15 protein-coding genes, 1 tRNA gene and 1 pseudogene are annotated in these 17632 nt (G+C 66.7%); 8 read left to right on the top strand and 9 right to left on the bottom strand.

The genetic code is table 11. The features are described 5' to 3' along the window. The first annotated feature begins 15 nt into the window (after window positions 1–15). Complete coding sequence (locus E5A73_RS02920) at window positions 16–2250, top strand: fused MFS transporter/spermidine synthase family protein (protein ID WP_135962273.1); 2235 nt, start codon at window positions 16–18, stop codon at window positions 2248–2250. Here E5A73_RS02920 and E5A73_RS02915 read toward each other — a convergent pair. Beyond that, window positions 2247–2750, bottom strand: coding sequence for a hypothetical protein (locus E5A73_RS02915; RefSeq protein WP_135962272.1), 504 nt, complete (start codon window positions 2748–2750; stop codon window positions 2247–2249). The two genes, E5A73_RS02920 and E5A73_RS02915, sit on opposite strands and share 4 nt — an antisense overlap. 84 nt (window positions 2751–2834) lie before the next feature. Here E5A73_RS02915 and E5A73_RS02910 point away from each other — a divergent pair. Both E5A73_RS02910 and E5A73_RS02905 read left to right on the top strand, forming a co-directional pair. Beyond that, window positions 2835–2911 (top strand) — tRNA-Arg (locus E5A73_RS02910). 25 nt (window positions 2912–2936) lie between these two features. Next, window positions 2937–3653 carry a DUF72 domain-containing protein gene (locus E5A73_RS02905; protein ID WP_135962271.1) on the top strand — a complete coding sequence of 239 codons (717 nt, stop codon included), beginning with the start codon at window positions 2937–2939 and terminating at the stop codon, window positions 3651–3653. Here the strand turns inward: E5A73_RS02905 and E5A73_RS02900 are convergent. From E5A73_RS02900 to E5A73_RS21995, 8 genes and pseudogenes are all read right to left on the bottom strand, one after another. Continuing rightward, window positions 3642–5231 (bottom strand): pectate lyase, encoded by a 1590-nt coding sequence (locus E5A73_RS02900; protein ID WP_135962270.1) that lies wholly within the window; start codon window positions 5229–5231, stop codon window positions 3642–3644. The two genes, E5A73_RS02905 and E5A73_RS02900, sit on opposite strands and share 12 nt — an antisense overlap. Before the next feature lie 89 nt (window positions 5232–5320). After that, entirely contained in the window at window positions 5321–5533 is a 213-nt protein-coding gene (locus E5A73_RS02895; protein WP_135962269.1) for a hypothetical protein, read from the bottom strand. Between the two features lie 65 nt (window positions 5534–5598). Then, on the bottom strand, window positions 5599–6870 hold the full coding sequence (locus E5A73_RS02890; protein WP_135962268.1) for an N-succinylarginine dihydrolase: 1272 nt from the start codon (window positions 6868–6870) through the stop codon (window positions 5599–5601). Further along, complete coding sequence (locus E5A73_RS02885) at window positions 6857–7867, bottom strand: arginine N-succinyltransferase (protein WP_135962267.1); 1011 nt, start codon at window positions 7865–7867, stop codon at window positions 6857–6859. Before E5A73_RS02885 ends, E5A73_RS02890 begins: the two co-directional genes overlap by 14 nt. Beyond that, window positions 7864–9072 (bottom strand): hydrolase, encoded by a 1209-nt coding sequence (locus E5A73_RS02880; RefSeq protein ID WP_135962266.1) that lies wholly within the window; start codon window positions 9070–9072, stop codon window positions 7864–7866. Before E5A73_RS02880 ends, E5A73_RS02885 begins: the two co-directional genes overlap by 4 nt. A gap of 94 nt (window positions 9073–9166) precedes the next feature. Continuing rightward, window positions 9167–10060 (bottom strand): DUF481 domain-containing protein, encoded by an 894-nt coding sequence (locus tag E5A73_RS02875; RefSeq protein WP_135962265.1) that lies wholly within the window; start codon window positions 10058–10060, stop codon window positions 9167–9169. Window positions 10061–10120: 60 nt separating this feature from the next. After that, window positions 10121–10612 (bottom strand): RNA pyrophosphohydrolase, encoded by a 492-nt coding sequence (locus E5A73_RS02870; protein ID WP_135962264.1) that lies wholly within the window; start codon window positions 10610–10612, stop codon window positions 10121–10123. Window positions 10613–10976: 364 nt separating this feature from the next. Further along, a pseudogene (locus E5A73_RS21995) lies at window positions 10977–11024 on the bottom strand (hypothetical protein); the annotation flags it as partial. A gap of 150 nt (window positions 11025–11174) precedes the next feature. Between E5A73_RS21995 and E5A73_RS02860 the strand changes: the two are divergent. The 5 genes from E5A73_RS02860 to E5A73_RS02840 all read left to right on the top strand — a co-directional run bounded on the left by E5A73_RS02860 (window position 11175) and on the right by E5A73_RS02840 (window position 17564). Next, window positions 11175–12083: a histone deacetylase family protein gene (locus E5A73_RS02860; protein ID WP_135962263.1), complete on the top strand. Its 909-nt coding sequence runs from the start codon at window positions 11175–11177 to the stop codon at window positions 12081–12083. Between the two features lie 82 nt (window positions 12084–12165). Then, on the top strand, window positions 12166–14109 hold the full coding sequence (locus tag E5A73_RS02855) for a 2-oxoacid:acceptor oxidoreductase subunit alpha (protein WP_135962262.1): 1944 nt from the start codon (window positions 12166–12168) through the stop codon (window positions 14107–14109). Further along, the gene (locus tag E5A73_RS02850) at window positions 14106–15140 is read left to right on the top strand and encodes a 2-oxoacid:ferredoxin oxidoreductase subunit beta (protein ID WP_135962261.1); all 1035 of its coding nucleotides are present in this window, start codon (window positions 14106–14108) and stop codon (window positions 15138–15140) included. Before E5A73_RS02855 ends, E5A73_RS02850 begins: the two co-directional genes overlap by 4 nt. Before the next feature lie 43 nt (window positions 15141–15183). After that, window positions 15184–16425, top strand: coding sequence for an SAM-dependent methyltransferase (locus E5A73_RS02845; protein WP_135962260.1), 1242 nt, complete (start codon window positions 15184–15186; stop codon window positions 16423–16425). Further along, window positions 16422–17564: a serine hydrolase domain-containing protein gene (locus tag E5A73_RS02840; RefSeq protein ID WP_240699982.1), complete on the top strand. Its 1143-nt coding sequence runs from the start codon at window positions 16422–16424 to the stop codon at window positions 17562–17564. Before E5A73_RS02845 ends, E5A73_RS02840 begins: the two co-directional genes overlap by 4 nt. Window positions 17565–17632 lie beyond the last annotated feature (68 nt).

Raw genomic sequence — 17632 nt, 5'->3', positions numbered from 1 at the left:
TGGGAGAAGCTTTGCATGAACGACGAAGTTGCGCAGCAGGTCGTGCCGCGAACGCGGTACCACGCGCTGTTCGTCGTCGCGATCCTCACCGGATCGTTTCTGCTCTTCCTCGTCCAGCCGATGGTCGCGCGGATGGCCTTGCCGCGGCTCGGCGGCGCGCCGGCGGTGTGGAACAGCGCGATGCTGGTCTATCAGGCGCTGCTGCTCGGCGGCTATGCCTATGCGCATTGGCTCGGGCGCGTGCCCGTCCGGATGCAAGCCGGGATCCATCTCGCGGTGCTCGCGGTGGCCGCCATGTGGCTGCCGATCGGGCTCACTGCCATGGAATTGCCCGCCGATGCCGAGCCCGCATTCTGGGTGCCCTGGCTGTTCGGTGCCTCGATCGGCCCCCTGTTCTTTGCGATTTCGGCGCAGGCGCCGTTGCTCCAGCGCTGGTACAGCGTCGCGAGCGGCGGGCGCGATCCCTATGCGCTCTACGCCGCATCGAACGTGGGCAGCTTCGGCGGGCTGATCGCTTATCCCTTGCTGGTCGAGCCCGGCCTCGCGCTGAGGGGTCAGAGCTTGTTGTGGACGATCGGCTATGCGCTGGTCTTCCTGCTCGTCGCCGGCTGCGCCACCCTGCTCCCGCGCCGGGTCGGCGGCGAGCCGCACGTCGCGCACCACAGCCCGGCGCCCGGCGCCGGCCGGGTGCTGCACTGGGTATTGCTCGCCTTCGTGCCCTCGGGACTGATGCTCGCGACCACCACGTTCCTCACCACCGACATCGTCGCGATGCCGATGCTGTGGGTGCTGCCGCTCGGTCTCTATCTGCTGAGTTTCTCCTTCGCCTTCCGCGAAGGCGAGGCGCTGCCGGCGGCACTGACGCGGATCGCGCCGGTGCTGCTGCTGATGTTCGGCTCGGTGCTGATCGCGGGGGATCAGCAGCTCGCTTATGTGAATGCGCTGATCGGCTTGCTGCTGCTCTTTCTCGTCGCCGTGGCACTGCATTCGTGCATGTATCGGCTGCGTCCGGCGCCCGATCGTCTCACCGGATTCTATCTCGCCATGTCGGTAGGGGGTGCGCTGGGCGGCGTGTTTTCGGGGCTGATCGCGCCGATCGTGTTCGACTGGACCTACGAATATCCGCTGCTGATCCTCGCGGCCGGTATGCTGATGCCGCAGGCGTTCCTGTTCGATCCGATCGCGCGGCTGTGGCGCGGGAGCGCGCAGCTGCTGCGGATCAAGACGCTCGCGGCGACGCTGGCCATCGCCGTCCCGCTATATCTCGGGCTGTTCAATCCTGGCGGGCTGTTGGGGCCGATGCACGAGCAGGTCGCATTCGTCGGGATCGCGGCCATCGGCCTGTTCTCGGTGGGAAGGCGAATCCCCTATCTGGTCGCGCTGGCCGGCGGGCTGTTCCTGTTCGGCGGCTATCGCGCGATCGAGACGTCGCTGAGCGGCGACCGCACGCGCAGCTATTTCGGGGTGTACACCGTGACGGACATGCCCCGCGAGCGCCGGCTCGCGCACGGCACCACGCTGCACGGCATCCAGCTCAAGGGCGCACGCTCGCGGCTGCCGACGACCTATTACGTCCCAGGGTCGGGCGTCGGCCAGGCGATGCTGGCCGCGCCGCAGCTCTACGGCCCTGCCGCGCGGATCGGCGTGGTGGGGCTGGGAACGGGAACGCTCGCTTGCTATGCCCGGCCGGGGCAGCATTGGCGTTTCTACGAGATCGATCCGGCGATGGTCGACTTGTCACGCGATTCGGGCAAGTTCAGCTTCCTGCGGCAATGCGCGCCGCAGGCGGAGATTATCGTCGGCGATGCGCGGCTGCGGCTCGCCCAGACCCTGCCGGCGAGCCTCGACCTGCTCGCGCTCGATGCGTTTTCGTCGGACGCGGTGCCGATGCATCTGATGACCACCGAGGCATTCACCACCTATGCGCGGGTGCTCGCCCCCGACGGGCTGCTGCTCGTGCACATCTCGAACCGCTTCCTGGCGCTGTCCCCGGTCGTCGCGGCGGCGGCGGCACGAGGAGGCTGGCACGCCGCGCGCCTGGTCTATACGCCGAGCGCGCCCGAGAAGCGCGACGAAGCCGCGATTTCGGACTGGATCGCCCTGTCGCGCGATCCGGCGACGCTCGCCCGTCTGACCGGCGGGCAGTGGCAACCGCTGACGCCCCAGCGCAGTTTCACGCCGTGGACCGACGACTATGCCTCGGTCGTGCCGGTTATGCGCGCGCTCAATCCGTCGCTGGCGGACGATTAGGCGCCGGCGAGTGCCGCCTCGAGCGCGCCGATCCGATCGCCCTGCGCCGTCGCCATCGCGTCGGCGGCGGCGACGGCGGAGTCGAGCGCCGGATATGCCGGCTTGCCTGCCTGGCCGCGTTCGCCAGCAATGCCTTCGAGTTCGTTGAGCGCAGCCAGAGTGGGCGTGCGCAGCGATTCGAGCGTGCTCAGCGCGGTCTGCGCGTTCAGCCAGGCATCCGAACCCTCGGGCACGCCGCGCGCGACGGCGACCTTGGCCTCGGCCTCCTGCGCCGCTTTGGCGAAGCGCTGGTTGCCCGATTGGAGCGTCGCAGTGAGCACGGCGATCCGCGCATCGAGCGCGGCGTCGGGCGCGGCGACGGGAGTCGGCCGTTCGGGCTCGGCGAGGCTGGTCTTCTCGATCGGCCGCGGCAGCAGCGACGGATAGCCGTCGGGGCTCGGGGTGCAGCCGGCGAGCCCGAAGGCGAGGGCGGGAAGGGCGGCGAGGAGGGGGCTGCGCATGCCCGGCTGCTTAAGCTTGTGGAAAACCTCGCGCAACGGGGTTGCGTTCCGGGAAAGTGCCTTCTATCAGCCGACCTCCAATGCGCGCCCGTAGCTCAGCTGGATAGAGCATCAGACTACGAATCTGAGGGTCGGACGTTCGAATCGTTCCGGGCGCGCCAATTTCCCCATCGGTGGAATGCGGCAATGGCAGTGAGGATCGGCACCGCCGGTTGGTCGATCCCGCGCGCAGTCGCCGATCGCGTGCCGGGCGAGGGGACCCACCTCCAACGCTATGCGCAGCGGCTGAACCTCGCCGAAATCAACAGCAGCTTCCATCATCCGCACCGGACCTCGCTCTACGCGCGCTGGGCAGCGGCGGTGCCCGACGATTTCCGCTTCGCCGTCAAGCTCCCCAAGACGATCACCCACAAGGCAAGGCTGGTCGATTGCGACCACCTGCTCGTGGCGTTTGCGAGCGAAGTGACAGGGCTGGGCGACAAGCGTGGACCGCTGCTCGTCCAGCTCCCGCCGAGCTTCGTCTTTCCGGGCGAGGTGGCCGAACGCTTCTTCGATTCGCTCGACCGGCTGCTCGGCGGTCAAGTCGTGATCGAGCCGCGCAACGCCAGCTGGTTTACCCCCGAGGTGGATGCGCTGCTCGCGGCGCGGCGGATCGCGCGAGTCCTGGCCGACCCGCCGGTTCCCGAAGCCGCGAGCGCGCCGGGCGGCTGGCTCGGCCTGACCTATATCCGGCTCCACGGCGCGCCGCGGGTCTATTGGTCGAGTTATGCGGATGCCCAGCTTGCCGCTATTGCCACGCGCATTGCGGCGAGCGAAGGCGATGTCTGGATGATCTTCGACAACACCGCCTCGGGCGCCGCGCTCGGCAACGCGCTGGATCTCGACGAGCGTCTATCGGCGTAGCGCGGCGATCAGCACCTTCATGTTCTCGATATAGGTGCCGGTCGAGATACCCACCACCGGATGGTCGGTCTCGTAGGGCGAGGTGTCAGTCGCGTCGCCAACCTTGGTGCGGCTGTAGTCGCCCGGCACCGGTGCCGCTGCGCCGTCCCCCGCATAGGGGTTGCTCGTCGCCTTGAGCTCGGTCGGCCACCAGCCCGCCGCGTTGAGCGACTTGACCAGCGCATCGGGCGAACGCTTGCCCCCGGCGGTGTTGAGATCCGACGTCGCGGTCTCCTCGACGAGGAAATAGCGCGGCAGCGGCTGCGGCGTGCGCAGGGGCGAATCTTTCGCCACAGCCGCCGGGTCCGAGGCGTTCAGCTCGGCATATTCGCGCCGCAGTCCCGTCATGTCGACCGCACGCGTCGAACTGTAATGGGTGATCGTGTTGGCGGGATCATGATGGGCATAATATTCGCCGTTGACCACGTTCGAGCCGCGGCGGTGGACGTAGAGTGGCCGATTGGTGCCGATCTCGATGAAGGTGGGGTAGGCGCGGCCGCCCTTCACCTGGTCCGCCGGGAGCTTGACCGATTCGAGCCAGTCGAGCGCCTCGGGCACGCGCGCGAGGAACTTCTTGTCGCCGGTCAGCCGGTAGAAGCGGAACAGCTGGCGGACATTGGCAGCGGTGGTGTGGGTGACCAGCGCGTCAGGCTCGTAAGTGCGCGCGCCGACGGGCTTGAGGTCGAGCGTATATTGCAGCCCCCAGCCGGCCTGCGGCTTCGCCTGCTGGGTGACCAGATAGACGTTCATCGCCCGGACGATCGCGTCATACACCCGCGCATCGCCGCCCAGCGACTGATAGGCGTAGAGCAGGAACTGGATATTCTCGCCCGCAACGTCGTCGTTGAAGGTTATGAAGCTGGTGTAATCGGGCTTGCCGTGATGGCTGAAGTCGCTCTTGAGCGGGAAGCGCTGCGGCCAGCCGCCGATCGGATATTGGCTGTCCAGCACGAAGTTGAGCGCCTTCTGGAGCGCCGGCAGATATTTCGGATCGTGCTTCTCGACATAGAGCCGTAGCAGGAACTGCATCGATTCCGAGGTGCCGGCGTCGTCGAAGGTGGCGTTGCCCCAATCATGCTGGAATTCCTCCAGTCGCCACGCATTCTTGCCGATCGTGTCGTACCAGCGCTTCTTTGAGGCCTCGCCGCCGAAATCACCGAAATAATGCCAGCCGCCATTGTCCTGCTGGATCGCGATCAGCGCGTCGGCCGCCTTTGCCGCCGCCTCGTAATAATAGGCATCCCCGCTGGCGTGATACGCGTCGAGATAGAGATGCCCCATCGTCGCGGTGCCGGGGGGCTGGACCCAGATCATCGTCGGGAACGCCTCCATCTCGCCCCAGCGGCGCGACAGATCGGGTAGGTACGACCAGACATAGCCGCCATTGGTGGAGACCTTCTCGACCATGAAGCGCGTGGCGCGCTTCATCACTGCCTCGACCCGGGCCTTGTCCGGCGCGGCCGCCGCAGGAACGGTCAGGCTGGCTGCGGCAATCCCTGCACACGCCCAGGCCCAGGCTTTCGACAGCAAAGACCGCATCCATCCGACTCCTCGATTTTCTGTCGTTGGACGGAATGTAGCAAAACCGACATGACACCGGTAGCATTATCGCTGCGGCGGCATGCGTCTCATTGCGGAACGTCGAACGTGTCGAGGATCTTGGCGCCCGCCATGAACACTGCGATCGGGCACAGCAGGAACAGCATCTTGCCTCCCAGGCCGGGATAGCGGTCGAGATAGTGCATCCCGCGCTCCACGGCCCCGGTGCCCAGGCCGTAAATGACCAGATAGGCTTCGAATTTGGTCTTGATCGTGAAGAGGCGACGGGCTCGGCTGAACATGCCGAGAATAAAGCAAACGTCGGGCCAAGCCCGGAAATCCGCCATTCTCGCATCGGCGAAGATGGTTACCTGTCAATTAATTCGACAGTTCCGAGCGCCTCCAGCAGCGCGCGGTGCGCCGCTGCGATCTGCGCGACCAGTGCAGGATCGCCGATCCGTTCCGCGACGATCGCCTTGGGCCAATGCGCCTCGATTACCTGTGCGATGACGTCAAGGCGGACATCGTCGACGAGGAAGCGTGGATCCACCGTCGCCGGATCGGCCACCACCCGCAGCCGCAGGCAGGCCGGTCCGCCACCATTCGCCATCGATTGGCGTACATCTACGGTTTCGACACGGCGGATCGGCCCGTTGCCGGCGACATGCGCGTCGAGCCATTGCCATACGCTCGGCGTCTCGCGCGCCTCTTCGGGCACGATCAATGCGGTCTCGCCGGTGGGCAAGCTCACCAGCTGGGCGTTGAACAGATACGAGGCGATGGCGTCTTCTAGGCTCACCTGGGCGGCGGGCACTTCGACGATCTCGACCTCGGGGAAAGCGGCGCGAAGGTTGTCGTAGAAGCGTTCCTTGTCGGCAAAGGCATGTTCGTGCGCGAACAGCACCCGGCCGTTGGCGACCGCGACGACGTCGTTGTGGAAGGCGCCCGCGGCGATCGCTTCGTCGGACTGGCGGACGAACAGGGTGCGCGCCGGATCGAGGCCATGGCGTCGCGCGATCGCGGCGCTGGCCTCGGGGTGCTGGCGGGCGGGGAAGGGCCCGCCGGGCGTGCCGTAGACGAAGATCTCGACACCCGGCGCGTCGTGCGCCACCGCCAGCCGCATGTGATTGGCCGCGCCTTCGTCGCCGAAGGGCGGGGGGACGGGTTCATGGACCGCGAACGCCGGGTGGGCGAAAGCGAGGCGGAGCTGCGCGAGGGTCCCGGGCCATTCGTGGCTGCGATGTGCGAGCGTGGCGAGGTTGGCGACGCTAAGGTGACAGCGTCCGTCGGCGGTATCGGGCGCCGGCGACACGGTCGCGGCATTGGCGGCCCACATCGCCGAGGCCGACAGCGCCTGCGCCTGCAGGTGGCGCGAGGCCTCGGCGTAATCGGTGGCAAGGTTGGCGAGCCAGCGATGGTCGGGCCGGGCATGGGGCAGGAGGATACCCTGTGTCAGGCCCAGCCGCAGATTGGCGCGCATCTTGTCGACGCCCTGAAGCGCGGCGGCGCGCGGGTTCGCAGTGCGCCCGCAATTGCGCGTCGCGGCGAGGTTGCCGGGGCTCAGCCCGGCATAATTGTGGCTCGGGCCGACGATGCCGTCGAAATTGATCTCGGTCAGCCGCTGCTCAGCGCGCGACATGCAGCACCTCGTCGCCGGCGGCGATGCCGAGCGCCTTAGCGCACGCGGCATCGATCGCCAGACCGTCGCCATGCGCTTCGACTCGGCCATAAGCCACCCGGAAATCGGCCAGCCGTCCCGCGGCAAGCATCGCCTGGGCCCCGACATCGGCAATCTCGGTCACCGTCGCGGCTTTCGCCTCGCGGATCGTGCGGACATTGTCGGTCCGCGCCGTCATCGTCGGGCCGCCATCGAAGATGTCGACGTAATTCTCGAACGCGAACCCCTCGCTCTCGAGCATCCGCATCGCCGCGCGGCCCGAGGGGTGGGGCAGGCCGATCACCGAGCGCGCGCTCTCCTGGAGCATCGCAGTGTAGATCGGGTGCTTGGGCATCAGATCGGCGATGAACTGGTTGCCATGGCTGGCATTGAATTCGTCGGCCTGCTGGAAGCTCATTCCGAAGAAGCGTCCGGCGACGCCGTCCCAGAAGGGCGATCCACCCGCTTCGTCGATCACCCCCCGCAGCTCGGCGAGGATGCGCTCGGCGAAGCGTGCGCGGTGGCGCGCAATGAACAGATAGCGGCTGCGCGCGAGCAGCATGCCGAGCCCGCCCGCGCGCTCTCCGGGATGTAGGAACAGCCCACCGACTTCGCTCGAACCCTCAAGATCATTGACCAAGCTCAGGATTTCAGCGCGAAAAGTGCGATTGAGCTCCTGGCTGTGCTTGGTCACCGTGCCCATGCGATAGCTGTAGAAGGGCCAATGCTGGCCGACATGGGTGAAGATCTGGCAGGTGCCGCGCACCTCGCCGGTTTCGACATTTTCGAGGACCAGGACGAACAGATCGTCGAACAGTCCGTCCTCGACGCGGGCGAAGGCGGCGTGGCTGCGTGCCAGCTTGGCGCGCAGCGCGTCGCGCTCGGGAGGCAAATTGGTGAAGCCGCCGCCGGTGAGCTTGGCCATCTCGTAGAGCGGCTGGAGATCCTCGTCGCGCGCGGCGCGGATGCGGAAGCTCATATTTGACCTCGTTCGGCGATGCGCAGGATGGTCAGCGCGGACAATGCAGCGCGTTCGGGCAGGCTTTCGGGGATCAGAAATTCCTCCGCTGAGTGAATCGCGCCGCCGCGCGCGCCCATCGTGTCGACCACGGGGACGCCGCAGGCGGCGATGTTGTTGCCGTCGCACACTCCGCCGGTGGCCTTCCACGCGACGGGGATGCCGAGATCGCCGCCGGCCTCTCGGACCAGCTCGAGCAGCCGCTCGGCGCCGGGATCGAGCGGCTTGGGCGGACGATTGAAGCTGCCATGCACGTCGACGTGGACGTCGTGCGACGCCATGACGTCACTCGCTGCCCGCTCGATCGCCGCCCTTGCCAGCGAGATGCTCCACTCGTCGCGCGGCCGGAAATTGACTCGCAGGATGGCAAGATCGGGGACGACATTGTTGGGCCCGCCCCCATCGATCCGCGCCGGATTGACGGCCAGGCCCGGCGCCTTGGCCTCGGACAGCCTCACCGCCAGCGCAGCCGCGGCGACCAAAGCGTTGCGCCCCTCTTCGGGATTGCGACCGGCATGCGCGCTGCGGCCATGAACGACGAGCGAGAAATTGCCGGTGCCGCCGCGCGCGCCGGCCAGCGTACCGTCGGGGAGGGCGGGCTCGTAGGTCAGCGCCGCGACCTTGCCGCGCGCCGCGCCTTCGATCAGTCCGCGCGAACCGAAGGAGCCCGTCTCCTCGTCCGAATTGATCACCACTTCGTAACCGAGCCGCCCGGCCAGCGGGCTCGCTTCGACTGCTTCGAGCGCAGCGAGCATCAGCGCCAGCCCGCCCTTCATGTCCGCGGCACCGGGGGCGTTGAAGCGGCCGTCGTCGAGCCAGCGCCCGGTCTGGAATGCGTGATCCACACCGAACACGGTGTCCATATGGCCGGTGAACAGCATCTGCACCGGCGCCTCGGGCCGCACCGCGAGGTGGAGATGGCGGCCGTGCCTGATCGCCTCGACTCGCCCGTCGGCAGTGACGCTCTCCGCCGGTGCGGGGTCGACCAATGCAAGATGCCCGGGGAGTATCGAGAATGCCTTGGCGAGCAGATCGGCCATCGTTGCCAGCCCGGCCAGGTTGCGCGTGCCGCTGTTGATTGCGGTCCATGCCTCGGTCCGCGCCAGCATCGGCGCTTGCGCGACGTGCTCGACTGCCGCCTGTTCGATGCTGGAAAGCCCGCTCATGAACGGCTGGTAGCGCGAAATAATATTGCCGTCATCCCGGCGCGTGCTGTGGCTGCATGCACCGAGGGCATGGCTTCCGCCGGAATGACGTCAGTTAGAAATCGACCACCAAGGCTGCCCGACTGGTGGTGTCGGTGGTCTGGCGGCCGACCGGCGGGGTGCTTTCATATTGCATCGTGTACGAGAATTGCGCCGAGAACGGCCCGAACAGCTTGGCGAGCAGCGCCGAGCGACTGGAAACCGTGCTGTTGGCGTCCTGCAGATAGGCCGAGGCATTCTGCGACACCGAGATCGCCGGCGACAGCTTCAACCCGAAATCCACGCTGCCGCGCGCGGCAAGGTTGCTCTCCTTGGTCTCGTCGATGAAGCGCGTAAGACGATATGCCGGCCCGAGTTCGAGATCGAGCTTGACCTTGGGCGACTTGATCGCGCTGTAGCCCGCGCCGCTCGACAGCGAGAGGCGGTCGTAAAAGCCCGAGAAGCGGTCGCTCTCATATTGCGCGGCGCCGTACAGGTAGGCGCGGTCGTCGAACTTCCAATTGGGCTCGTAGGCGGCGAGATAGCGTTCGCGGCTGACGACGTTCAGGCTTTCCTGATAATCGGCCTGAAGCCGCAATTTGTGCCGCCATTCGAGCGCCTCGCGCTTAACTTCGATCGCCGCGGTGATCCCGATATTGTCGGTATTGCCCGTGCTGACATAGCCGCCCAGCTCGGCATGGCCCTTTACGAGATCGAAGAAGTCGGCGTCGCGAATCCGCTGATTGGCCCTGGCGAGCCGATCGTTGCGCCAGTCGCTGGCGATCTTGACGACGAGGTCGGCGCTCGCCGGGTCCGCGGTCCGCGCATATTTGACGATCACCGCGACATCGCCCTCGCTGCCCGAGGCAATCGCGGAGTCGAGCATCGACTTGATCGTGGGGGGGATGACGGGATCGTCGGCTGTGGTGTTGGCCAACAGCAGCGGCAGGGCAAGGAACAGGGCACGCATGGCCCGCTCTCTAGTCATATTAATAGGGCATCAAAAGGGCCGTGCGCGACCGGCCGATCCTTATGCCCGACGAAGCGAGTCGAGCGGCTCGGCGAAAATCTCGAGGAGCTGCGCATAGAGGTCGCGCTTGAACGGCACGATGATGTCGGGAAGGTCGGCCGGCTCGGCCCAGCGCCAGGCGCGAAACTCGGGCTCTGCGGTGGCGATGTTGACGTCACTATCGTCGCCGAGGAAGCGGAACAGGAACCAGCGCTGCCGCTGCCCGCGCCATTTGCCCTTCCACACCTTGCCGATCAGATCCTCGGGCAAGTCATAGGTCAGTTCGTCGGGGGCGGTGGCGGCAAGCTCGGCATGCAGCCGCTCGACGCCGGTCTCCTCCCACAATTCGCGCCACGCCGCCTCCAGCGGGTCCTCGCCGGGATCGATTCCCCCTTGCGGCATCTGCCAGGCTTCGAGAGTCGAATCGAGCCGCTGCCCGACGAACACGCGGCCGTCGCGGTTGACGAGCATCACGCCGGCGCAGGGTCGATAGGGGAGGGTGGAATGAGTCATACGGGTCGAATACACATATCACTCCCTGCGGGGGAGGGGGTGCGCAAATCTCCGTCATCCCGGCGCATGCCGGGATCTCGTGCCGACGCGTGCCCCACCTGAGATCCCGGCGTACGCCGGGATGACGATGTTGGGCATATTGAAAGTCACTCGGCGATCAGATCGTACAGATCATGCCACTCGGGATTGGACGCCTCGATCAGGGCGATCTTCCAATCACGCCGCCATTGCTTGAGCCGCTTCTCGCGCACGATCGCATTTCGATACAGCCGTGGCGCTCGGCCAGCACCAACAACGTGCAATTATACTTTGCGCAGAAGCGCGAGCCTTTGCCCTCTCGATGCTGCTGCACTCGTTGACCCAGCTTCGCGCAAACTCCGGTGTACAGCACGCCCCGAGGCTTGTTCGTCATGATATAGGTCCAGCCACCCATCACGCCCTCCGTCATCCCGGCAAAAACCGGGGCGCTCAGGCAGAGATCGTGCCGCATTTGTTCCATTGGGCCAACCCGCATGAGGTCCCGGCCTTCGCCGGGATGACGGTGTGGGTTAGGAGGGCGACGATGATCCACCTCGTCCACCACCCCGCCTATGTCGCGCCCGCGCCGGCGCGGAGCCAGTACCAATGGAACAAGAACGGCCTCGTCCGCGATCTGCTGCGCGCCGAGGGAGATGTCTTCACCTGGCACCAGCCCGAAGCGATGCCGCGCGACTGGCTCGAGGCAGTGCACGATCCAGACTATATCGCCGAAGTGATCGAAGCGCGGGTGCCGCCGCACAAGGAGCGCCGCATCGGCTTTCCGGTCACTCCCCAGGTCGCGCTCCGGGCACAGATGGTGCCGGGCGGGACCTATCTCGCCGCCCGGCTGGCGCTGACCCACGGCTACGCCGCGAACACCGCGGGCGGAAGTCACCACGCGCTGGCCGACACCGGCGCGGGGTTCTGCGTATTCAACGATCTGGCGCTCGCCGCGGTGCGGCTGGTCGAAGAGGGGCGGCGCGTGCTGATTGTCGATTGCGACGTCCATCAAGGCGACGGCACCGCCGCGCTCACCGCCGGTCGCCCCGATATCGCGACCTATTCGATCCATGCCGAAAAGAATTTCCCGGTTCGGAAAGCGCGCTCGACGCTCGACGTGGCGCTCGCCGACGGCACGGGGGATGCGGAATATCTCGATACCCTCGCGGCCACGTTGGTGCCGCTACTCGACGATTTCGCGCCCGACCTGATCCTCTACCAGGCCGGCGTCGATCCGCTCGCGGGCGACCGGCTCGGTCGGCTGGGGCTGAGCTACCAGGGGCTGATCGACCGCGACCACTGGATCGCCCGCACCTTCGCCGGCCGCCAAATCCCCTTCGCCAGCGCGCTGGGCGGGGGCTACGGGCTCGATGCGCTCGAGGTCTCGCGACGCCATGTCGCCTCGATCCTCGCGCTGGGATCCGAGACGGCCAAGCAGGCGTTGCAGACCTGACCGCATTTTATACTTTGGGAGTGGCGCCTGTCGGGCGTAGACCCCTCGCAAGGATAGACAAACCGCAGGAACCAATCCGGCCATGGCAACCGCCGCGCATCAGCTGACGCCCGAGGAAGCGTCGGCCCATCCCGCACCCGAAGCGATCGTCGTCCGCTTCGCCGGCGACTCGGGGGATGGCATGCAGCTGACCGGCGGCCAGTTCACGCTTTCGACTGCGCTGGCCGGCAACGATCTCGCCACCTTCCCCGATTTTCCCGCGGAAATCCGTGCGCCGCAGGGGACGTTGTTCGGCGTGTCGGCCTTCCAGATCAATTTCGGCTCGACGCAGATCGATACTGCGGGCGACCAGCCCGACGTGCTCGTCGCGATGAACCCGGCGGCGCTCAAGACCAATGTCGAAGCGTTGAAACCCGGCGGGCTGATCATCGCGGATGCCGGCGAATTCGGCCAGCGCAACCTCGACAAGGCCAAATACGCCGCCAATCCGCTCGAAGACGGGTCGCTCGACAAGTGGCAGCTGCTCAAGCTCGACATTTCGGCGCTGACCGTCGAGGCGGTCAAGCCGTTCGGGCTCGGCAACAAGGAAGCCTTGCGCTGCAAGAACATGTGGACCCTGGGGCTGGCGCTCTGGATGTTCGACCGCGACCGCGCGCCGCTGATCGAATGGCTGCGCACAAAATTCGCCAAGGCGCCCAACCTCGCCGAGGCCAACATCGCCGCATTGAACGCCGGCCACGCTTATGGCGAGACCGCCGAACTCGGCGCGATGGGAATCGCCCAGCGCCAGGTCTCGGCGGCGCCCGCCGAGCCCGGGCTGTACCGCACCGTCACCGGCGCCGATTCGATCTCGATGGGGCTCGTCGTCGGCGCGCAGCTCGCCGGACTGCCGATGTTCTTCGGCGGCTATCCGATCACTCCGGCATCGGCGATCCTGCACAGCCTCGCGCGCTACAAGGAATATGGCGTCACCACTTTCCAGGCCGAGGACGAGATCGCCGCGATCGCCTCCGCATTGGGCGCGTCTTATGCCGGCTCGCTGGGCGTGACGTCGTCCTCGGGCCCGGGCATCGCGCTCAAGGGCGAGGCGATGGGCCTCGCGATCATGACCGAGCTGCCCTTGGTGATCGTCAATTCGCAGCGCGGCGGTCCCTCGACCGGGCTGCCGACCAAGACCGAGCAATCGGATCTCTATCAGGCGGTCTATGGCCGCAATGGCGACGCGCCGATGCCGGTGCTCGCCGCGCGCTCCGCCGCCGATTGCTTCGACGTCGCGATCGAGGCGGTGCGGATCGCCACGCAATATATGACCCCGGTGATGATCCTCACCGACGGCTATATCGCCAATGCCGCCGAGCCGTGGAAGGTGCCCGATATGAGCACCTATGCGCCGTTCCCGGTGACGTTTCATACTGAGCTGCCGCCCGAGGGCGAGAAGTTCCTGCCCTATGCGCGCGACGAGAAGCTCAAGCGCCCTTGGGTCAAGCCCGGCACGCCCGGTCTGCTCCACCGCATCGGCGGGATCGAGAAGGCGCTCGGCACCGGCAATATCGATTATTCGCCGGGCACCCACCAGGCGATGACCGACATCCGCCGCGACAAGGTGCTCGGCATCGACATCCCCGACCAGTCGATCGAGCAGGGGCAGGCGGGCGGCAAGCTCGTCGTGGTCGGTTGGGGGTCGACCTATGGCCCGATCGCCTCCGCGGTCCGCCGCGCGCGGGCCAAGGGGCAGGACGTCAGCCATGTCCATATCCGCCACATCTGGCCGTTGCCGAAAAATCTTGGAGGTCTGCTAGAGAGTTATGAGCATATCCTCGTACCGGAAATGAACACCGGCCAGCTCAAGACGGTGCTGCGCGACCAGTATCTCGTCAACGCGGTTCCGCTCAACAAGGTGTCGGGCCAGCCCTTCACCATCGCCGAGATCGAAGGCGCGATTGATCGCCACCTGTCCAGCGATCGCGCCGAGGAGTTGGGCCCGGACAATAGCCAGCTGCCCAGCCCGGAGGCTGTGAACCCATGAACGAACTGACCACGATCAAGCCCAGCACCCCCAAGGACTGGGAAACCGACCAGGAGGTCCGCTGGTGCCCGGGCTGCGGCGATTATGCGATCCTCAAGGCCGTCCAGCGCACGATGCCAGAGATCGGCGGCACCCCCGAGAACACCGTGTTCGTCAGCGGCATCGGCTGCTCGTCGCGCTTTCCCTATTATATGGAGACCTATGGCTTTCACACCATCCACGGCCGCGCGCCGGCGGTGGCGACGGGAGTCAAGCTCGCCAACCCCGATCTCGACGTGTGGATCATCACCGGCGACGGCGACGCATTGTCGATCGGCGGCAATCACACGATGCATCTGCTCAGACGGAATCTGAACTGCCAGGTGCTGCTGTTCAACAACGAGATTTACGGCCTCACCAAGGGCCAATATTCGCCGACTTCGCGCGAAGGCACCCGCAGCCCGTCGACTCCGTTCGGCTCGGTCGATCACCCGGCCAAGCCCTGCGCGTTCGCGCTGGGCAGCGGCGGGCGCTTCGTCGCGCGGGGGATCGACGTCAACAAGAACCTGCCATCGGTTCTCAAGGCCGCGCACGCGCATCAGGGCGCTGCGTTCGTCGAGATATTCCAGAACTGCATCGTCTATAATGACGACGTGTTCGAGCCGTTCGTGGCCAAACCCAACGCGGCGCGCAACCAGCTCTGGGTCGAGCACGGCAAGCCGATGCTGTTCGCCGGCGGCACCCAGGGCATCAGCCTCGATCGCGAGGCGCTGACGGTCAAGGTCGTCGACGTGATCGACGGCGACTGGCAAGCCGCCGGCGTGATCGTCCACAACGTCACCAATCGTGCGATCGCGCATATGCTGGTCGAGATGCCATTCGGGCCGTTCCCGATGGCGCTGGGCGTGCTCTACGACGACCCCGCGCCGACGTTCGAGAGCGCCGTGGTCGCCCAGAACAGGGCGGCCGCCGAGGGCAAGGTCCCCGACCTGCAGAAGCTCGTCGCCAAGGGCCAGACCTGGATGGTCGACAAGCAGCCGCACAGCCTCTGAGAAGACGCTTGCTCGTGCGCGCGCCGCGTGCATGTAGGGGCCGATGAACGCGCCGACGCGGGAACAGGGTCGCAGCAAGGACAGGGGACGCAGTGGCGGCCCGCTGGCGTTGTTCGCGCCGGCTTTTCATCGCCAGCTCGACCGCCTCGACCGCGGCATCACCGAGGGCAGTCTGGAGCTGCTGCTGCCGAACGGGCGCGCGCGGCTGCTCGGCGGGCGGGCGGACGGCCCCGCGGCAGTGGTGGATCTGCGCAGCTGGCGCGCGTTGCTCCGGCTCGCGCTCGAAGGATCGAGCGGATGGTACGAAGCCTGGGCGGCAGGCGAATGGGCGAGCCCCGATCCGGTCCAGCTCTTCGCCTTGTTCAGCCGCAACCGCGCCGGGCTGGCGCGGCCGGCGCGGGCGACCGGCCCGTGGCGGCTTGCCAAGCGCGTCTGGCACTGGGCGCGTCGCAACCATCGCGGCGGCTCGCGGCGCAACATCGAGTTCCACTACGATCTCGGCAACGATTTCTACCGCCACTGGCTCGACAAGGGCATGACCTATTCGAGCGCGCGGTTCGACGTTCCCGGCCAGTCGCTCGAAGCGGCGCAGCAGGCCAAATTGTCGGCGATGCTCGAGCGCACCGCGACGGTGCCTGGCGAGACGATCCTCGAAATCGGTTGCGGCTGGGGTTCGTTCGCCGAGCTTGCCGCGCGCGCCGGGCGCCGGGTCCACGGCATCACCCTCTCGACCGAGCAAAAGGCCTGGGCCGAAGCGCGTACCGCCGGGCTCGACGACGCCAGCTTCGCGCTCACCGATTATCGCGACGTCAGCGGCCGTTACGACGCCGTGGTGAGCATCGAGATGGCCGAGGCGGTGGGGCGGCAATATTGGCCTGCATATCTGGCGGCGATCCGGCGCGTGCTCAGGCCCGGGGGGCGCGCGGCGCTGCAGTTGATCACCTTCGACGACGCGCTGTTCGAAGGCTATGCCAACAATGTCGACTTCATCCAGCGCTACATCTTCCCCGGCGGCCTGCTGATCCGCGAAAGCGAATTCCGGCGTCTTGCCGCCAGCAACGGGCTCGACTGGCGCGACCGGACTGCGTTCGGGCTCGATTATGCCGAGACGCTCAAGCGCTGGCGCGAGAATTTCGACGCCGCGGCGGCGGCCGGGCGGTTGCCCGCGCAGTTCGACGCGCGCTTCGTGGGTCAGTGGCGCTATTATCTGAAATATTGCGAGGGCGGGTTTCGCGGCGGCGGTATCGACGTCGTGCAGGTCACGCTGGTCAAGGAGGGGCGATGAAGACCTGGATGCTGGCGGGCGCGCTCGCGCTCGCGACGATCACCGGCGCGCCGGCCGCGGCGCAGGACACCAGCGGGCTCCGGAAAGTCGGCGCCGAGGTGCTGTTCTGGAGTCAGGAAAAGCGCGACGCCAATTTTCCCCACATGGAGAAGATATTTCCTGGCCACGTCGTCAAGGCCGGCGGAAAGGTCCGCGCGTTGCCCGCGGGCAAGCCGTTGCCTTTTTCCGACGCCGAGCTGGATGCCTTCATCGCCAGCCAGCACATCTCCGGGCTCATCGTCGTCCAGAACGGCAAGATCCGGCTCGAACGTTATGCCCGCGGCTATGGCCGGGACGGGCGCTGGACCAGTTTCTCGGTCGCCAAGTCGTTCACTTCGACTCTGGTCGGCGCGGCGATCCGGGACGGCTATATCAAGTCGCTCGACGAGCCGGTGACCAAGTACATCCCGGAGCTGGCCGGCAGCGGCTATGATGGCGTCACGATCGCGCAATTGCTCACCATGACGTCGGGCGTGAAGTGGAACGAGGATTATACCGACGCCAAGTCCGACGTCGCCCGGATGTTCCTCGAACCCGTGCCCGCCGGCGAGGACCCGACGGTCCATTACATGAAGAAGCTCCCCCGCGAGACCGCGCCGGGGAGCAAATGGGTCTACAAGACCGGCGAGACCAACCTGATCGGCGTGCTGGTGATGCGCGCGACCAGGAAGCCGCTCGCCGACTATCTCAGCGAGAAGGTCTGGCGGCCGGCGGGCATGGAGCAGGATGCCTTCTGGATGATCGACCCCTCGGGGCACGAAGTCAGCGGCTGCTGCCTGTCGGTGAGCCTGCGCGACTATGCCCGGCTGGGGCAGCTCGCGCTCGAAGGCGGCAAGGGCGTGGTCCCGGCCAACTGGTTCGCCGAAGCGACTCGCGCGCATGCCGATATCGGCGTTCCCGGCCGCGGCTATGGCTATCAATGGTGGACCTATCCGCAGGGCCGCTATGGTGCGCAGGGCATTTTCGGCCAGACGATCCGGGTGGATCCGAAGACGCGCACGGTGATCGCGGTGTCCGCGGCGGCCGATAAGGCGAGCGACCCGGCTTATGGCGCCGCGCGCACGGCGTTCCTCGACAAATTGTTCGCGGCGGCGCGCTGATAGCCGCCCGAGCCTCTTTATCGTCACCCCGGCGAAAGCCGGGGCCCAGGGTCACAAGGGCCGTCCTG

Source organism: Sphingomonas gei (assembly GCF_004792685.1).
Taxonomy (GTDB): domain Bacteria; phylum Pseudomonadota; class Alphaproteobacteria; order Sphingomonadales; family Sphingomonadaceae; genus Sphingomonas; species Sphingomonas gei.
This window is presented reverse-complemented; position numbering and strand designations above follow the sequence as displayed.